The sequence below is a fragment of the Clostridium sp. CS1-1 genome (assembly GCF_056135525.1).
In genome coordinates this window covers 1067917-1084440 of record NZ_CM148680.1, presented here as the reverse complement: position 1 = coordinate 1084440, position 16524 = coordinate 1067917, and the positions used below count along the sequence as shown (strand labels likewise).

General features: G+C 30.4%; 10 protein-coding genes. 2 read left to right on the top strand and 8 right to left on the bottom strand.

The annotated features are described in order from the left end of the window. Positions 1 to 91: 91 nt before the first annotated feature. The 6 genes from AC0N0V_RS04835 to AC0N0V_RS04810 form a co-directional block, all read right to left on the bottom strand. On the bottom strand, positions 92 to 2656 hold the full coding sequence (locus tag AC0N0V_RS04835) for an EAL domain-containing protein (protein ID WP_474462456.1): 2565 nt from the start codon (positions 2654 to 2656) through the stop codon (positions 92 to 94). Positions 2657 to 2909: 253 nt separating this feature from the next. Further along, the gene (locus AC0N0V_RS04830; protein ID WP_474462455.1) at positions 2910 to 3344 is read right to left on the bottom strand and encodes a hypothetical protein; all 435 of its coding nucleotides are present in this window, start codon (positions 3342 to 3344) and stop codon (positions 2910 to 2912) included. A gap of 201 nt (positions 3345 to 3545) precedes the next feature. Beyond that, positions 3546 to 4187, bottom strand: coding sequence for an HDIG domain-containing metalloprotein (locus tag AC0N0V_RS04825; protein WP_474462454.1), 642 nt, complete (start codon positions 4185 to 4187; stop codon positions 3546 to 3548). A gap of 35 nt (positions 4188 to 4222) precedes the next feature. Continuing rightward, positions 4223 to 6661 carry an ATP-dependent DNA helicase gene (locus tag AC0N0V_RS04820; RefSeq protein ID WP_474462453.1) on the bottom strand — a complete coding sequence of 813 codons (2439 nt, stop codon included), beginning with the start codon at positions 6659 to 6661 and terminating at the stop codon, positions 4223 to 4225. Between the two features lie 116 nt (positions 6662 to 6777). Further along, positions 6778 to 7245, bottom strand: a complete 468-nt coding sequence (locus AC0N0V_RS04815) for a hypothetical protein (protein ID WP_474462452.1) — start codon at positions 7243 to 7245, stop codon at positions 6778 to 6780. Between the two features lie 166 nt (positions 7246 to 7411). Further along, positions 7412 to 8095, bottom strand: coding sequence for a DedA family protein (locus AC0N0V_RS04810; protein WP_474462451.1), 684 nt, complete (start codon positions 8093 to 8095; stop codon positions 7412 to 7414). Between the two features lie 422 nt (positions 8096 to 8517). Between AC0N0V_RS04810 and AC0N0V_RS04805 the strand changes: the two genes are divergently transcribed. Continuing rightward, positions 8518 to 10200 carry a methyl-accepting chemotaxis protein gene (locus AC0N0V_RS04805; protein ID WP_474462450.1) on the top strand — a complete coding sequence of 561 codons (1683 nt, stop codon included), beginning with the start codon at positions 8518 to 8520 and terminating at the stop codon, positions 10198 to 10200. Positions 10201 to 10620: 420 nt separating this feature from the next. Here the strand turns inward: AC0N0V_RS04805 and AC0N0V_RS04800 are convergent, their stop codons facing one another. Then, positions 10621 to 12693 carry a methyl-accepting chemotaxis protein gene (locus AC0N0V_RS04800; protein ID WP_474462449.1) on the bottom strand — a complete coding sequence of 691 codons (2073 nt, stop codon included), beginning with the start codon at positions 12691 to 12693 and terminating at the stop codon, positions 10621 to 10623. Positions 12694 to 13210: 517 nt separating this feature from the next. Between AC0N0V_RS04800 and AC0N0V_RS04795 the strand changes: the two genes are divergently transcribed. Then, complete coding sequence (locus AC0N0V_RS04795; protein ID WP_474462448.1) at positions 13211 to 14524, top strand: SH3 domain-containing protein; 1314 nt, start codon at positions 13211 to 13213, stop codon at positions 14522 to 14524. 151 nt (positions 14525 to 14675) lie between these two features. Here the strand turns inward: AC0N0V_RS04795 and hflX are convergent, their stop codons facing one another. Beyond that, positions 14676 to 16457 (bottom strand): GTPase HflX, encoded by a 1782-nt coding sequence (gene hflX, locus AC0N0V_RS04790; RefSeq protein WP_474462447.1) that lies wholly within the window; start codon positions 16455 to 16457, stop codon positions 14676 to 14678. Positions 16458 to 16524 lie beyond the last annotated feature (67 nt).

Below are 16524 nucleotides of genomic sequence, written 5' to 3'. Positions count from 1 at the left end.
AAAATGAGCTATTAAAAATTTAATAATTTTTAATAGCTCATTAAAATTATATTATTTTTGACATTCCATCTTCATATAAACAGAGTTCTGTTTATATAACTTGTTCATCATAGATTTCTCTTTCCAGTAATTTTTCAAACTCTTCAGCTGTAACCGGCTTACTAAAAAAATACCCTTGTATTTCATCACAATTATGGCCTCGCAGAATTCTTATCTGTTCAGCGTTTTCAACCCCCTCTGCTACTACCTTTATACCGATTCCATGAGCCAAATTTATCAAAGAAGCTGCAATAAAACTTTCAGTAGAACCGGCATGAAGGCCGTCAATAAATGATTTGTCTATCTTTATTGCGTTAATAGGTAGCTGTCTTAAATAATTTAATGAAGAATAACCTGTTCCAAAATCGTCTAAGGAAATGTGAATTCCCATACCTTTAAGTTTTGTTAATATTTCAATAGCTCTATCAAAATTCTCCATTACAACACTCTCTGTAATCTCAATTTCAAGCCATTTTGGGTCCAATCCAGTTTCCACTAATATATTATTAATTGTTTCAACTATATCGTTTCTTTGGAGCTGCTTTATAGATAAATTCACAGCTACCCTTAGAGCCTTCCTACCTGATTGCTGCCAAATTTTATTCTGCATACATGCCCTTCTAAGCACATATTCACCAATAGGTACTATTAATCCTGTTTCCTCAGCTATTGGAATAAACTTTCCCGGTGGAATAAGTCCTTCTTTTGACTTTTTCCACCTTACTAATGCTTCAAAACCTACAACCTTTTCTCTTTTAGTGTCAACTTTAGGTTGGTAAAACACAATAAGTTCATTATTTATCAAAGCATTACTTAAATCATTCTTTAATTTTAACTTTTCCATAATCATAGAATTCATTTTCTCATTAAAAAATTCAAATTTGTTTCTTCCTGTATTCTTTGCATAGTACATAGCAGTATCTGCGTTTTTCAGTAAAAACTCTAGGTCAATTCCATTATCCGGACTTATTGCAACCCCTATACTAGCAGTAACATAAATAATTTCATTTCCGCTTATATTAAAAGAATCTTTAAACAAGTTTAATATTCGTTCAGAAACCTCACTTATTTGATCCACTGTTTCCGCAGATGAGATTAAAAATATAAATTCATCTCCCCCTAAATGACAAACTTCATCACCCCCTCCTAGACAGTTCTTAAATAATTCACCAGCTTTCTTTAAAAAACTATCCCCCATGTCATGTCCAAGAGTATCATTTACCATTTTGAAGTTATCCATATCAAGAAACAATAGCGCGAATCTCTTATTATTATTTGACAGCTCTTTTATAACCTTACGAAGCTTTTTCATTGCATAGGTTCTGTTAGGAAGTCCTGTAATTTCATTATGATAAGCCATATTTTCAATAACTTTTTCTGCCTTTTTCCTATCTGTAATATCTGTTATTGAACCAGCTACATGGATAGGTTTACCTTCATTATTCCATACTGCCTTTCCTCTACACAGAACATACTTATGCTCTACAAAAGGTGTGTGCACAGGAAATTCCATACTGTAAGAAGACCGTTTTTCCATAAAGTTCTTTTTTATTCTATTTTCAACCTTTGCTTTATCTTCTCCAAACAACATTGTGAGGAAGTAATCCAAGTTATAGTAATTACCTTTACAGTTAAATCCAACAATCTCTTTGCCTCTGTCAGAAATAAAAATTCTATTCTTTATTACATTTACATCCCAAACGCCATCGTTCGATCCTTCTACCGCAAGTCTATATCTCTCTTCGCTTAATAATAACTTTTCATGCATATCCTGCATATCGTTCATTTGTGCCCTCAATTCTTCTTCTTGTACAGTGAGTTCTTCCACTAATTCTAAAGTGTTTCCTGCTGCCCTATTTAAACTTTCGGCTAAAATTCCAAATTCATCTTTTGTATCTATATCTATAGCACCATCTAGATTCCCTTCTGATAAACCTTCAGCAAATCTTAGTTCCTTCTGTAATTGATTTGATATATACTTAGATATGTAAACTCCTAAAAATAAAGCTAAAAATAATTCTATTGCAATCAGAACTTTACTGAGTATAGTTACTTTGCTGTATAGAATATTATTTTCATTATTATTCCTCATTGCTGTATTAATGTTCATATCTATTAAAGACTCTAATGAATTAAACATTTTTTCCCTTACTTGAACTATATTATTTACTGCTGTTTTGACTTTTTCAAAATCTCCTTTGTTAATAAGCCTTATTATTTCGTTTCTATGATTTATATAATCACCATAATCTTCCTTAAAATATTCATAAACTCTTTTTTCATCTTCTCCAAGGTTACTACTTTCATATTTTGACATATGGATTTTATTTTCTCTGTCTAAATACTCTATTTCATTAAGGTATTCAACAATCTGTTCTTTGCTTACACTAGCATTAGCTATAAATAATATATTAGATCGAATATTAAGAAGATTTTCATTTAAACTATCTAACTCATGTATCGAAATAAGATTGTTTTCATAAATTCTTTTAGAGCTATCCTTTAAAATCTTCATGCTTTTTATTCCAATAAAATCAACTGCAGCAATGAATAAAGAGACTATAAAGAATGCGCTTAAAATCTTATGCTTTATCTTTAAATTTTTTACCCACTTCATATTACTACCTCTCAGTTAACAAAATTCTGTTTCACTTAAGCTATCTACATGATTTAATCTATTTAATTCATTTGTTAATTTAAATTTTACCCTAATATAACAATACTTTCAATTGCTTAAAAATATTAAAGATAGTTGGAACTATATCCTTAACCTTACAAATAAATTTAGTAGTCTTTCATTATAACCCTTAATTAAAATTATGCCGATATGTATGCAGAAAAATAGGACAAAGCTTATCTCCTTTGTCCTATTATTGTATACCTATTACTGATTTAACCCACACTACTACATTTTCATTTTTTTCTCCGAGTAGTTTATATTGGTTATATTTTTTATTATAAGCCTCTAATTTAGAGTTATACTCTTCCATATCTTTATTATACTTTAATAGCTTATTATTATAATCTATTATCCTATTATTCCATTCTTCAGAATTACTTTTAACTTTATTGCTATTTATTTGTTCCCTCAGTCCTTCAAGTTCTCTATTTTGATTAGAAATTTTATCACCTAATACCTGGAGTTCTCTATCATTTTTTCCTAAATCCAAACCAATCTCCTTCATTACTGGTGCATCCTTAGGAGATTGTTCAGCTCTTATATCTATAAGGCCTGCTATAAGAACTATAGAAAATATAATAAGTGCCATAAAAGTATCAAGTATAAACGATTTAATTCTCTTCATAACATCATCCCCAAATAGTTTATTGTATTTACATTATTTACCAATAAGTAAAAATTTAAACACACTTTACCATATGATTGATGTTTAAAAATTATTCCTTAATTTTTAAAGAACATTTTTAAAGGAGATACTACTTCACACTTAGCAATATCTCCCCTAAAATTTTAATAATTAAATTAGTGACTACTCTACTTTAGTTCATTATCTTACTCCTGCAGTCATGAAATTTTCACATTTTCTTGTGAAGTACTCCATATTGTCATGTATTTCCTTTATCTTTTCTTTGGTGATATTTCCTCTTCCTAATCTATCACATAAAGAAAATAATGCTATTTCTTTAGCAGATATCTCATCAAGCATAGATTTAAGATCTGAAAAAGGTAAATTCTTAACTACAAACAAAGTATGCATATGCCATCTTACTATAGTAGAAACCTTTTTAATAAATTCTTCATCACAATCAAATTGCTTTAGAAACTCTATAGAAAGATTTTTACCTACTCTATCATGGTCATAAGAAGTTATTCTTCCTTTTCTCATTTTTGTAGTTGGTACTTTTCCTATGTCGTGAAGAAGCGCTGCCCACATAAAAGCATGAGGATCTTCACTTCTATCTTTTCTTTTCGCAGCTTCATTAACAACCAACATAGTATGATTCCATACATTTCCCTCTGGATGATATACAGGTGATTGTGGCGTATTTGCTAAATCTCCAATCATATTTAATGGATGAGTGTTTTCAAAAATTCCAGTTTTAAATAGTTCATCAAAATACTCTGAAGGTTTTTCATCTAGCATTAAATGTTTATCAAATTCTTTAAATATATCTTTTAAATTTTCCATTAAAATTACTCACCTACTTTGATTGTTTTTCTATTTTATTTTCTCCAAAATCCCTCTATATTATTTTGTATATCTTTAACACTTCTAACAGTTTCATTTGGATGCCATTCCTTTGGAAAAAGACTTCTATATGCTGATGTTCCAAATCTTTCATCTATCAAAAGAATTACTCCTCTATCTTGTTCTGTTCTAATTACTCTTCCCGCAGCTTGAAGCACTTTATTCATCCCTGGATACATATAGGAATATTCGTAGCCTAAATTATTTTTTTCTTTAAAATAATTCATAATTATATTTCTTTCTAAACAAAGCTGTGGTAGCCCAACACTAACTATAACGGCTCCAATTAGCCTATCACCTTTTAAATCAACACCTTCTGAAAATATCCCTCCAAGCACAGCAAAAGCTATTAATGTATCCCTATTTTCCTCTTTAAAACTCTTTAAAAACTTCTCCCTATCTTCTTCTATCATATTACTTTGCTGCATTATAACATTAATATCAGGGTATTCTTCATGAAAATCCTTATATATTTTCTCCATGTAACTATAAGAAGGAAAAAATGTAATATAATTTCCCTTTTGCTTGCAAATTAAAGTATGAATATAGTCTACAACGGTAGAGTAAGTATTTTCTCTATGATTATATCTAGTAGAAATTTTATCTGCAATTAAAAGCTTTCTGTTTTCTACTGAAAAAGGCGAAGACAGCCTCATAATATAATCATCTTCTGATCCACCTAGTATTTCTTTAAAATAATTCATAGGTGACAACGTAGCTGAAAATAAAATAACAGACTTTGCTCTTTTCATAGCTTCTCTTAAAAGATTAGAAGGATCCAAACAAAACATTTTTACTTTGATATCACTATCATTTTTCTCTAAATAAGTAACGAATCTTTTATCATAAAGCTCCGATATTCTAATATATGTAAGTACATCAAAGTATAATTCTAAGAGTTCTTCATGATTTTCTAGCTTATTATTTTTAGAAAGCCATTCTTCCGATTCTGATGTAAATCTTCTGAGTAGGGGATATAATTCTTCAATATCCTTTTTTTTCACATATACATTTCTGTTTTTTAGTATTATATCATTATTGTCTGCTACTAAAGCATCCTCATCACATAATTTCCTACACTTTACCATACATGAATTTATTTTATCTAGAGCTCTGGCTATTTTAGGCTCCTTATCTTTCATTGCCCTTTTTAACTCTAAAAAAGGTTTTTTATTTAATTCTGCCGAAAACATTTCTCTAGCTCTATCTACTAGATTATGCACCTCATCAATTAAGAAAGCATAGTCATTATCTCCAGTATCAAAAAATCTTCTTAAATAAATTCTTGGATCAAAAGCATAGTTATAATCACATATAACACAATCAACTAATAGTGCTAAATCTAGAGAAAATTCAAAAGGGCAGATTTTAAATTTCTCTGCATAACTCACTAATATCTCTCTATTTATAATATTTTCATTGATTAAAATTTCTTTTATTCCTGCATTTACTCTATCAAAGTGTCCTTTTGCAAATTCACACTCATCTGGATTACAGGTTGATTTTTCTTTGAAGCACACCTTATCTTTAGCTGTTAGCGTTATTGTTTTTAATTCCAAACCCTGACTAGCCATCTTAAATACTGCTTCTTCAGCAACACTTCTTGTTATAGTTTTGGCTGTTAGATAAAATATCTTTGAAATCATACCTTTTCCTATAGCCTTTATAGAAGGAAATAAAGTAGATATAGTTTTTCCAATACCCGTAGGTGCCTGTACAAAAATTTTTTTACCTTCTCTTATAGTACCATATACAGCTACAGCTAATTCTCTCTGTCCTTTTCTATAGACCTCGAAGGGAAATGATATATTTTTTATTGAAGTATCTCTCTTTATTCTCCAATCTCTAATAAAATTTGCCCAAAAATAATATTTATCCAGCAAATCAAATAAGAATTTTTCTAATTGCTGAAGAGTAAAGCTCTCTTTAAACCTCTTAGTTTCATTAGTATTTAAATTATAATATGATAACTGTATACTTATCTGTGATAAGTTATTTTGAATTGCGTACATATAGGCATAACATTTAGCTTGAGCAAGATGTACTGGATTATAATTATCATCCAAAAGTTCTAAAGGCTTAGTTGTAGACTTTATTTCATCTACAGTAACATCTTCCCCTTTAACTATTATACCATCAGCACGTCCCTCAATAATAAAGTGAAAATCACGATACTCAATGCTATGTTTTAAGCTTACTTCCGCGCTATATTCAATTTTAACTTTCGTAACTTCTTCTAATGGAATTTGTTTCTCTTCAGAAAACTTCTCCTTATATTCCTTTTGGAGCTTTTGATGTGCCTTAGTACCTTCCAAAGCTCTGCTACTTCCTGTAAATCTGCTATCTAAGTCGCCACTTCTTAAAACAAATTCCACTAAATTTCTTACTGATATTCTAATTTGTGAATTTTCCATAAAATCAACTCTCTTTTAGTTGTTCTTAATATAGGTAGTTTAGTACCTATATTCTACAGAATTGAATTGGATTTTACAATTAAATTATTTTACAAATAATTTTTTACTAGGTTTAGTCAATTAGAATTACTTATTCTCCTTAAAATAAGATGCCTAATAAAGTAACCAATTCCCCAGCCTAGTATCATAAAGAGTAAGGTAAGAAAGATTGGTCCAAGCAAGATTCCCATTATTTTGAGATATGACGAGTAAACTACTCCTACAGTTCCTATATAAGCGGAAATAGCAAATGGAACATATAGTAACATATCACTTTTTTCTTTTTCTCCATCTCTGTAGGCATCCCAAATGCCAAATAAATAAACACAGGGATAAAACATCAGCCACTGATAATTGACCTGGTCAACGGCAACGCTAGTTTTACCGTTAAAACTATAAACAATAGCTGTGTTTATACTGGACTTAATATTAATTAGAAACTCTAATATAATTAGTAGAACTCCCTTCAAATACTTACCATTTAATAATTGACCAAATCCTGGAATAGCAATACTCCATAAAGCTTTTTCAATGCCGTTTCTCATAATTCTTGGTTTACCCTTTCTTGTTATATTGAATATGTAAAATTAGTATTCACAATTATTTTTAAAATATCCAGTGACAAGTTTATCAATTGCAACTAAAGAAAACAGCAATAAAAGGATTAAAATTAACTTTAGTTAACTTTAATCCTTTTATTGCTATCACTCTTTACACTATTTTATCTTCTAACTCATTTGATCCATCACTCTGTTTTTTTTTGCCAAATCTCTCTTTTAATATTCCAATCACAGCTGGCAATAATGAAACGAAAATTATAGCAAGTATAACTATTGTGAAATTCTTTTTTACTATAGGTATGTTACCAAAGAAATATCCCCCAAATGAAAATAATGCAACCCATGTAACTCCACCAACTATATTATAAGACATAAACTTCATAAAATTCATTTTCCCAATTCCAGCTACAAAAGGTGCAAAAGTACGAATTATTGGCATAAATCTAGTAACTATTATAGTTATTCCACCATGCTTATCGTAAAATGCTTGTGTTTTATCTAAATACTCCTTATTTAAAAGTTTAACATTTTCCTTATTAAATATCTTAGGTCCAATAGTTCTTCCTACATAATAATTTAGCGTATTCCCAATAATAGCTCCTATACTTAAAAGGCCAAATAATAAGTAAATGTTTAACGAACCTAATGCAGCAAAGGCTCCTGCAGCAAAAAGTAAGGAGTCCCCCGGAAGAAACGGTAGAATTACTAAGCCCGTTTCACAAAATACTATTAAAAATAGTATTATATATGTACCCATTCCATAGTTTTGTATAACTATATTTAAGTACTTATCTAGATGTAGAATAATATCTACAAAATGTTTCAATATTTCCATCAAAAAATCTCCTTTTCATCTATTTTATAAATGTTAATATATACGGATATAGTATATACTACTTTATCCACAAATTCAATTAATAGAACGTTAACTTTGCTTTTTACTACGTAAAACAAGCTTATATTTATTTCTCTAACTTACCAAGGGCATGCTACTAATTTAACCGATAAATAAATATTATTTATTAGTAAATTTTATCTTTAAATTCATCATAAAATAAGTTATAATCATCCATATAGATATATTAATTTTCTATAAATAAAATTAAACTATATAAGTTTAAATGTTAAGCCCTAAGAAAGTTCAAAGCAAACTAAAGTAGTATAATAGTTGATTAAAGATACATACTTTAAACACAAAATTATTATTAAAAATTTATTAATTATATTTTTAGAAATAAAACGGAAGGAGTAGATTAAATGAATTTCAAAAAACTTAGTACAAAACTAGTTTTTTCTATAATTTCAATGATTTTAATTACATTGATAGCTATTGCAATACCTAGTTATGTAACTATTGTAGGTGAGTCAAATAAGACATTAAGCCAACAAATGTCTGAAAGGGTTATGTGCGCTTGGGACGTAGCAGACGGACTAGAGACAAACTCTAAAACTAAGGAGGAGGCAAAGAGTGCCTTTTCTAAATATATAATCTCTCGTCAGGTTGGAAAAAATGGTTATGGGTATACTTTGAGTGGTAACGGTAAATTTATATTTCATCCAAACTCAGAACTTATAGGAACTGACGGAAATCAGTACGACTTTATTAAAGAAATGCTAAAAAATAAAGATAAATTTTCGCATCAAGCCTACGGTATGACACCAGTTAAAGAGATAAAATATGATTGGAAAGGGCAACACAAGTTTGCTTATTATACTTATTATGAAAAATGGGACATGTATATCGTATTAAGTGGCGATATCTCGGATTTTACTGGTGCTCAAAATAAAGCACTACTTGTAGTGTTTGGTGTTGGTTTAATTGTGCTAATTTTAACTTCTATAATAACCTTAATAGTTTCTAAAAAGATATCAAATCCTATAGAGAAGATAGCTTCTGCTATGAAGGAAGTTAAAGAAGGTAATTTACAAGTTAATAAAGTAGAGGTAAATACAAAAGATGAGTTGAAAGATCTTGCAGATAGCTTTAACTCCATGCTTACAAATGTATCTGGTATGATAAAAGCAATTCAGGTTAATGCAGATGTTCTTCAAGATCAAGCTGAAAATTTATCTGCTGTATCAGAAGAATTAAGTTCTACTTCCGAGGAAGTATCTAATGCAATTCAGGAGGTTGCTGAGGGTGCATCGGAACAAGCTGGACAACTAGCAGTAGTAAATGACAGAACAATACATTTTGGAGATGAAGTTTCTAACATTGCTAGAAAGATAGATCAAGTTGGAGAAAATGCCCTAAAAATAGATTCTATGTCAAAGGGCAGTAGCACTCAACTTCAATCTATGGCCGATTCAATAAGGGAATTAAATGGTGCTTTCTCACAGCTTACTACAGAAATAGTTGAATTTGGACAAGATATGAAAAAGATTAATGAAATTACAGATGTTATTAACAGTATAGCTGATCAAACTAATTTATTAGCTTTAAATGCGGCTATAGAAGCTGCAAGGGCAGGAGAAGCTGGCAGAGGATTCTCTGTTGTAGCTGATGAAATTAGAAAGCTTGCTGAGCAGTCTAAACAATCTTCATTAGATATAAATAAGTTATTAACTGATGTAACAGTGAGATCTTCAATAGTTGCAGATTCCACGAAAGAGGTTAAAGAGGTATTATTTAACCAAGTAGAGGGAATTAAACATTCCATAACTTCATTTAAGGAAATAATTTCAGCAATAGAAAATATTCTTCCTGAAATTAACGATATAAATCATTCCGCTTTAACTATTAATATTGAAAAGGATGATATACTCCTTAAAGTAGAAGCTGTTTCTTCTGTGTCTGAGGAAACCTCTGCATCGGCTGAAGAAATTTCCGCTTCTAGCGAGGAAATGAATGCAAGTTCTGATGAACTCTCAAACTCAGCACAAAAGCTAAATGATGTTGCCCAAAAGATAACTGTTCAACTTAATAGATTTAAAGTTTAGCTTACTAAAGTTTTTTATAAACTTTATGTATAAATTTTTGAATTAAGCAAATATTAGATTTAAAAATTATTCACCATCACAGTTCACTCCAATAAAAAGCAGGGATTGTTTTTATTACTTTCCACCCTGCTTTTTAGTTTCTAATTATATTTTTACTATGTACAGTTAAATTTTGAAATAGCTTAATAAATACGAATTAATTATATGATTAAGGGCATATTAAGGTTAAAGCAATATCATAATTAAATAAAGAAAAGCAGGGAATCAACTACATCTCCTTACCCTGCTCTTTTCTTATGTTTTATATAATAACTAACTGATTATTTTTCTGTTTTAATATGAAATCAATATAGATAAAGTTTCACCTAATCCATAAAAAACTTACCATAATACTTTATAATAATGAATTTGATTATTAGTTTACGTTATAAACTTCTCTACTAACTTTTCTAAATCCATTGCTACTTTAGTTAAATCATTTGTTGATTTAGATATCTGTTCCATACTTATGGATTGTTCTTGCACTGATGCAGAAATCTCTTGGGTTGTAGCCGCTGATTGTTCCGAAATAACAGATATACTTTCAATTGAAGTGACTACTTCATTCTTATTTTCGCCTATGTTATTAATGTTTGCTATAAGCCTATCTATCTGACCTATTACGTTTGATACGGACTTATCAATATCGCGGAAAGCCTTTTCTGTATTCTTGGAGACCTCACTAGTTTTGTCTATAACTGTCTTCGCCTCATTTACTTCATTTCTTGCAGTGCCTATATTTGATTTAAACTCTTTTACAATTTTATCAATCTCTTCTGTAGAGGTTGCTGTTTCACTAGCTAATTTTCTTATTTCATCTGCAACTACGGCGAAACCTTTTCCCTGTTCTCCAGCTCTTGCGGCTTCAATAGCAGCATTCAATGCTAATAAATTTATTTGATCGGTTATTGATTTAATAGCATCTGTTATCTTAGCTATAAGTTCTGATTTTCTATCTAACTCAATGACCTGTGAGGCAACCTTGTCCACCATTCGAACATTATCCTTTACAGCTCTCTCCAGTTTATTAACATAATCAATTCCTTTTTTGTTGGCAATGCTTGTTTCATCAATCTGCTTCCTCATTATATCAGAACTTTGCACTGCATCGTTTATTTGATTAGCTAAATAATCTAGTTTTTTCACTCCGCTTTCTACATTTTTAACAAGCTCAGTTGAGCCCTCTGCAATCTCTCCAGTAGCTCTTGCTACTGAGTCAATAGCGCTTACATTCTCTTCAGCTACACTTGAAAGACTTTCCGCACTAAGTGCTGCATTCTTCGCCCCTTGTTTAATACTTTCTGCCATATCTTGAAGTGACTCTCTCATATTTGCAAGTGATCTAGCCATTATTCCTATTTCATCACTGCTTTTCATTAATTGCTCATAGTCTTCATCATAAGTTAAATCTAAACTTGATATTTTATCCAATAGTTTTATAGCCTTCATTAGTGGTTTTGCTATATTGTTAGCAATTAAAAGTGCTACTATTATTGCAATTATCATACCTAATACCACTATAGCAGGAATTAGTATTTTTAGTTTACTAATACTTTTTAACACTTCTTCATATGGAACACTTGTTACCATTACATAACCATTAGGCATCGCATAATAACCAACTATCTCTTTACCATTATAGTCATATTCCATTACACCTGATTTATTTTTTTTAATTTCATCTGCAACAATCTTAAACGATCCATTTTCTATAGAAGATATATTATCCGCTTTCTTATATTTAGGATGAATTAAAAAATCACCTTGCTCTGATAAAAGATATGCATATCCAGTATCATATACCTTTATATTATTTATTGCTTTACGGAAAAGATCAAATTCCACGTCCACGCCAGCAACTGCAATTAAAGTATTATTGATATAAATAGGTTTTCCATAAGATATCATTTCAACTTTAGAGTGCATATCCACATAAATATCACTCCACACGCCTTTTCCCTTTTTAACTGGTCCATAAAACCAGTTCATATCTTTATTATCTTGTTTAAAGTCATCTATAACATAAGAAGTTTTCCTAGAGAAGTTTCTATCCTTATCTGTATCATCATAAGAAACATAATACAGAGCATTTGTAAGCTCAGGATTAAAATATATATAGCATCCCATTGCACCCTCTGTAGTTTCTCCCAGCTTTTTTATAAGAGGTTCTATTTTATTTTCATACTGCTTTAAGTATGTACTATCAGATTTTGCTTTTTCTAAATCAAAATCTGATAACACTGTGTTTGATAAAAACTCTATAGTTTTTTCAGTATCCTTAAACATAGTATTAAAATCTTTTGTTTTGCTCTCTGATATAGCTGAAAGTTTGTCTCTAGCTTCTTTGTCTATTACACTAATAGCTTCATATGTACTAACACCTCCTATTAATACTGCCACTATGAAAGTACAGGCCAATATCCCTACAATTATTTTGCTTCTAATCCTTTTCATGTGTAACAATCCCCTTTTTTAAATTTTAGCTTAAAATAATTATTACTTTTGCTGTATATATTTCTAAAAATATATTTAATAGCTAGTTATTATTATTTTCTACTTTATAAGTATAATAGTTAAATTATAATTTATTTGTGACTTAACTCTCAAAATGGTTTTCATAATTCCTTCTGAAGACTATTGGATTTAAAATACACTTATTCCAATATAAACATTATTCGATATATTGGGAAAAAATCCTCCTTTTTTCTTATAAATATTGTTAAATTATTGTCTTAATATAAGTTAAATTGACTCAACAAAATAAGGCTTAATATAATAAAGTAAAGGGTTTTTACCATTTTATTCCCACAACTATAAAAAAATATGTTAAAATATGAATATATTCATAAGCTTACTAAAATATTCTAAAACACCTATAAATTTTTCAAAATTATGTACGATAATAATTTTGAATTTTAATATAAACTTTAATTTGAATTTAATTTACATTATATAAACGAGGGGGATACAGATGAATAGCTCTAAAAAAATGGTTTTTGCTTTCTTTATATCTGCAGCTCTTATGAATAGTAAACTTTCTTCTAATATTGTACAAGCTGCCGGAACTATGCCTAATCCACAGAGCAGTTACTATACAAGCAGTGTTAATATTTTTACAAAGTACGGATATAAAGGCCAATGTACTTGGTTCACATATGGACGAGTTCTTGAAAAACTTCAAGTTTCACTACCATCTGAATTTTATGGCAATGCTGTAGATTGGTGGTATGCTAACGCTAAAGATAAAGTCTATTCATATGGTACCGAACCAAAACCAAACTCAATAGCTGTGTGGGGTGGCGGAAACTACGGTTACGGTCATGTAGCATTTGTAGAAAGCGTAGAGGGAAATACCGTATATTTCACTGAAGGTAACTTTAGTGTTAGGAAAGATTACGATGGAAAAGTGAAAGCCGTATCTAAAGAAGAGATTAAAAACCGAGGAAATCTATATTTAAAAGGATATATTTATATTGGAGAAGGTAAAATTAAACCTCCATATACAATTCCGTCAAATACCACAAATAATACTAATACCGATAAGAACAATGAACAATCTCCTATTAAAGATGAGCCTATTATAAACAAAGGAACTGTTAATATTACAAATTCTGGTTCTGTACTAAATGTTAGAGATAAAGCCAACTCATCTTCTAATGTCGTAGGATTATTAAGGAAAGGTGAGTCTGTTAACATAGTTAGTAAATCTGGAGATTGGTATAAAATTAAATATAATTCTTCTTATTCATATGTAAGTTCAAAGTACATAAATATAGTTGGACAAAATACACCCCAAAATACACCTACACCAACTTTAATAAATAATGGATCAAGCACCTTGAAGTCTGGTGTTGTATCCCTAAGTGATAAATCATCTTCTTTAAATTTAAGGACCACTCCAAACGGCGGTATAGTAACTGCTTTAAGTAATGGTACAAAGATTGATATCCTGGAATCTAATGGTAGTTGGTATAAGGTAAGAACAAATGGTACCACAGGGTATGTACACTCTAGTTATGTGAATACATCTCAACTTGCTAGCAATAAAACAGAAAGCACTGCAGCAACAACTGTAACGGAATCAACATCAAATAAGGTTGGAACTGTAGCTTTAAGCGATCAGGCCTCCAGCTTGAACTTAAGAAATACTCCTTGGACTGGAAGAATACTTTCCGAACTTCCTTCTGGTACTAAGGTAGAGGTTTTGGGAAATAGTGGTCGTTGGTATAAGGTTAAGGCTGGATCTGAAGTTGGATATGTTCATTCTGATTACATTAAATTATAGGTAAGTTGTAGTTTAAGCTAAGTTCAACGGGCTGTTTAAAGATTAAGCTTACGGCGTTTCATAAGATTGATGTTTAGGTAGGGACTTATATACAGAAATGATGTAATGCGAAAAGTTCACATTACATCATTTTACGAATATTAAAATCTTTTTATTTTATCATGTATTTTGCACACTTATTAAATACTTCATCATCTACTAAAGCACAAATATAAGTTCCTTCATCCCTATAGTCTTCTTCTTTAACCTTAGCATTTCTATGAAGAAATGCTAAGGCAGCTTGTTCTGTATAAGGTATGTTATATTCCACAGTTCTCAGTTTGTATGGTAAAGCTTTCGCTACTTCTCCCAATAATAGATCTAGGTTGGTCCCCTCTACTGCTGAGATTTTTATTATTTTTACATTCGTATTTTCTTTTTCAATGCTTGTTATACGGTCCTCCGCTGCTTTATCTATTTTATTTAAAACTAGTATAATAGGCTTATCTTTTGCTCCAATTTGCATTAAAACATCATTGACCGCTTCTATTTGCTCCTCAGCTGTACTGGATGCAGAATCAACTACATGTAAAAGCAAATCAGAGTAAACCACTTCTTCTAAGGTAGACTTAAAAGCTTCTACTAGGTCGTGAGGTAGTTTCTTTATAAATCCTACAGTATCTGTTAAAGTAGTTATCCTACCATCTGTAAGTTCAATAGCCCTTGTAGTTGTATCTAAGGTGGCAAAAAGCATATCTGCTTCAAATACCTTTTCCTTTTCAACTGCCTCTTTTGGCATAGCTACCTGACATAGTTTGTTTCTAAGAGTCGATTTGCCTGCATTCGTGTAACCTACTAATGAAACCTTTGGTATGTTAGCTCTTCTCTCTCTTTGAGTTTCTCTAACTGATTTTATTTTTTTAAGTTCCTTTATTAAATCCTGTATTTTTTCTTTTATATGTTTTTTATTTACCTCTAGTTGTTTTTCACCTGGTCCTTTAGTACCTATTCCTCCACCGGTTCTAGATAGAACAGTTCCAAGTCCAGAAAGTCTTGTAAGTCTATACTTTAGCTGGATAAGTTCTACCTGTATCTTAGATTCTCTACTTCTTGCTCTAGTTGCAAATATTTCAAATATTAAGGTAGTTCTATCTATAACCTTTGCACCTAAATTTTGTTCTAAATTTCTTATCTGTGAAGCTGAAAGTTCATCGTCAAAAATGATAACATTAGCGTTTGTGGATTGTCTCAAAAAATCTATCTCTTCAACTTTTCCTCTTCCAACATAAAAAGCATTATCAATCGTTGATCTTTTTTGAAGAACTCTTTGTACTACTCTTACATTGCAAGCCTTAGCAAGTTCTGCTAACTCATCTAAACTTTCTTCATCTTCTAACCCAACTAAAATTGCTCTCTCACTGTCATCATCTATAAATTCATTATCTTTCATTAATCCTTGTATATGATTTATCCTATCTAAAATATTATATTCAAGAGCAGGTTGCACTCCAAGAGGTTCAGTCATCTCACCTATAAGCAAATCATCTTCAATACTGCAAAATCCTAAAGTAATACCTGTAATAGCACTCTCACTTACGCCTATGGCTACTATACAATCTAATTTTCGTCTTACTAAAGCAGACATATCTATTGCTGAAAGCTTTGAATTTCCATTAGGATGTGTATGTATTATTCTAATCCCACTTAAACTCTTTTCCTTCACATTGATTTCAGGAAGTTCAACAGTAGTGCTGTCACCTATTGCTACAGCAGCTATGCCGCCTTTTCTATTGATAGCAACGCTAACCTCTCTATTCAAATAGGTTGTAGCTTCACAAATAACTTTTATTAATTCCTCGTTACAAATACTATCTTTAGGAAATCTAATTTCGTATATCTGTTCAAGTTTTTCTAGCATGAAATTTCTTACGCCTTCCGTATTTCCATATATCATAAAATCATCTCCATTTTTAAAGTTTTTCCTACTAAGTATCATAGATAAATAGAGTTCTTGGCATTAG

Excerpts from the sequence above, each read along its gene's own strand:
- AC0N0V_RS04835 (WP_474462456.1), bottom strand. The coding sequence starts at position 2,656 with ATGAAGTGGGTAAAAAATTTAAAGATAAAGCATAAGATTTTAAGCGCA.
- AC0N0V_RS04830 (WP_474462455.1), bottom strand. The coding sequence starts at position 3,344 with ATGAAGAGAATTAAATCGTTTATACTTGATACTTTTATGGCACTTATT.
- AC0N0V_RS04825 (WP_474462454.1), bottom strand. The coding sequence starts at position 4,187 with ATGGAAAATTTAAAAGATATATTTAAAGAATTTGATAAACATTTAATG.
- AC0N0V_RS04820 (WP_474462453.1), bottom strand. The coding sequence starts at position 6,661 with ATGGAAAATTCACAAATTAGAATATCAGTAAGAAATTTAGTGGAATTT.
- AC0N0V_RS04815 (WP_474462452.1), bottom strand. The coding sequence starts at position 7,245 with ATGAGAAACGGCATTGAAAAAGCTTTATGGAGTATTGCTATTCCAGGA.
- AC0N0V_RS04810 (WP_474462451.1), bottom strand. The coding sequence starts at position 8,095 with ATGGAAATATTGAAACATTTTGTAGATATTATTCTACATCTAGATAAG.
- AC0N0V_RS04805 (WP_474462450.1), top strand. The coding sequence starts at position 8,518 with ATGAATTTCAAAAAACTTAGTACAAAACTAGTTTTTTCTATAATTTCA.
- AC0N0V_RS04800 (WP_474462449.1), bottom strand. The coding sequence starts at position 12,693 with ATGAAAAGGATTAGAAGCAAAATAATTGTAGGGATATTGGCCTGTACT.
- AC0N0V_RS04795 (WP_474462448.1), top strand. The coding sequence starts at position 13,211 with ATGAATAGCTCTAAAAAAATGGTTTTTGCTTTCTTTATATCTGCAGCT.
- hflX (WP_474462447.1), bottom strand. The coding sequence starts at position 16,457 with ATGATATATGGAAATACGGAAGGCGTAAGAAATTTCATGCTAGAAAAA.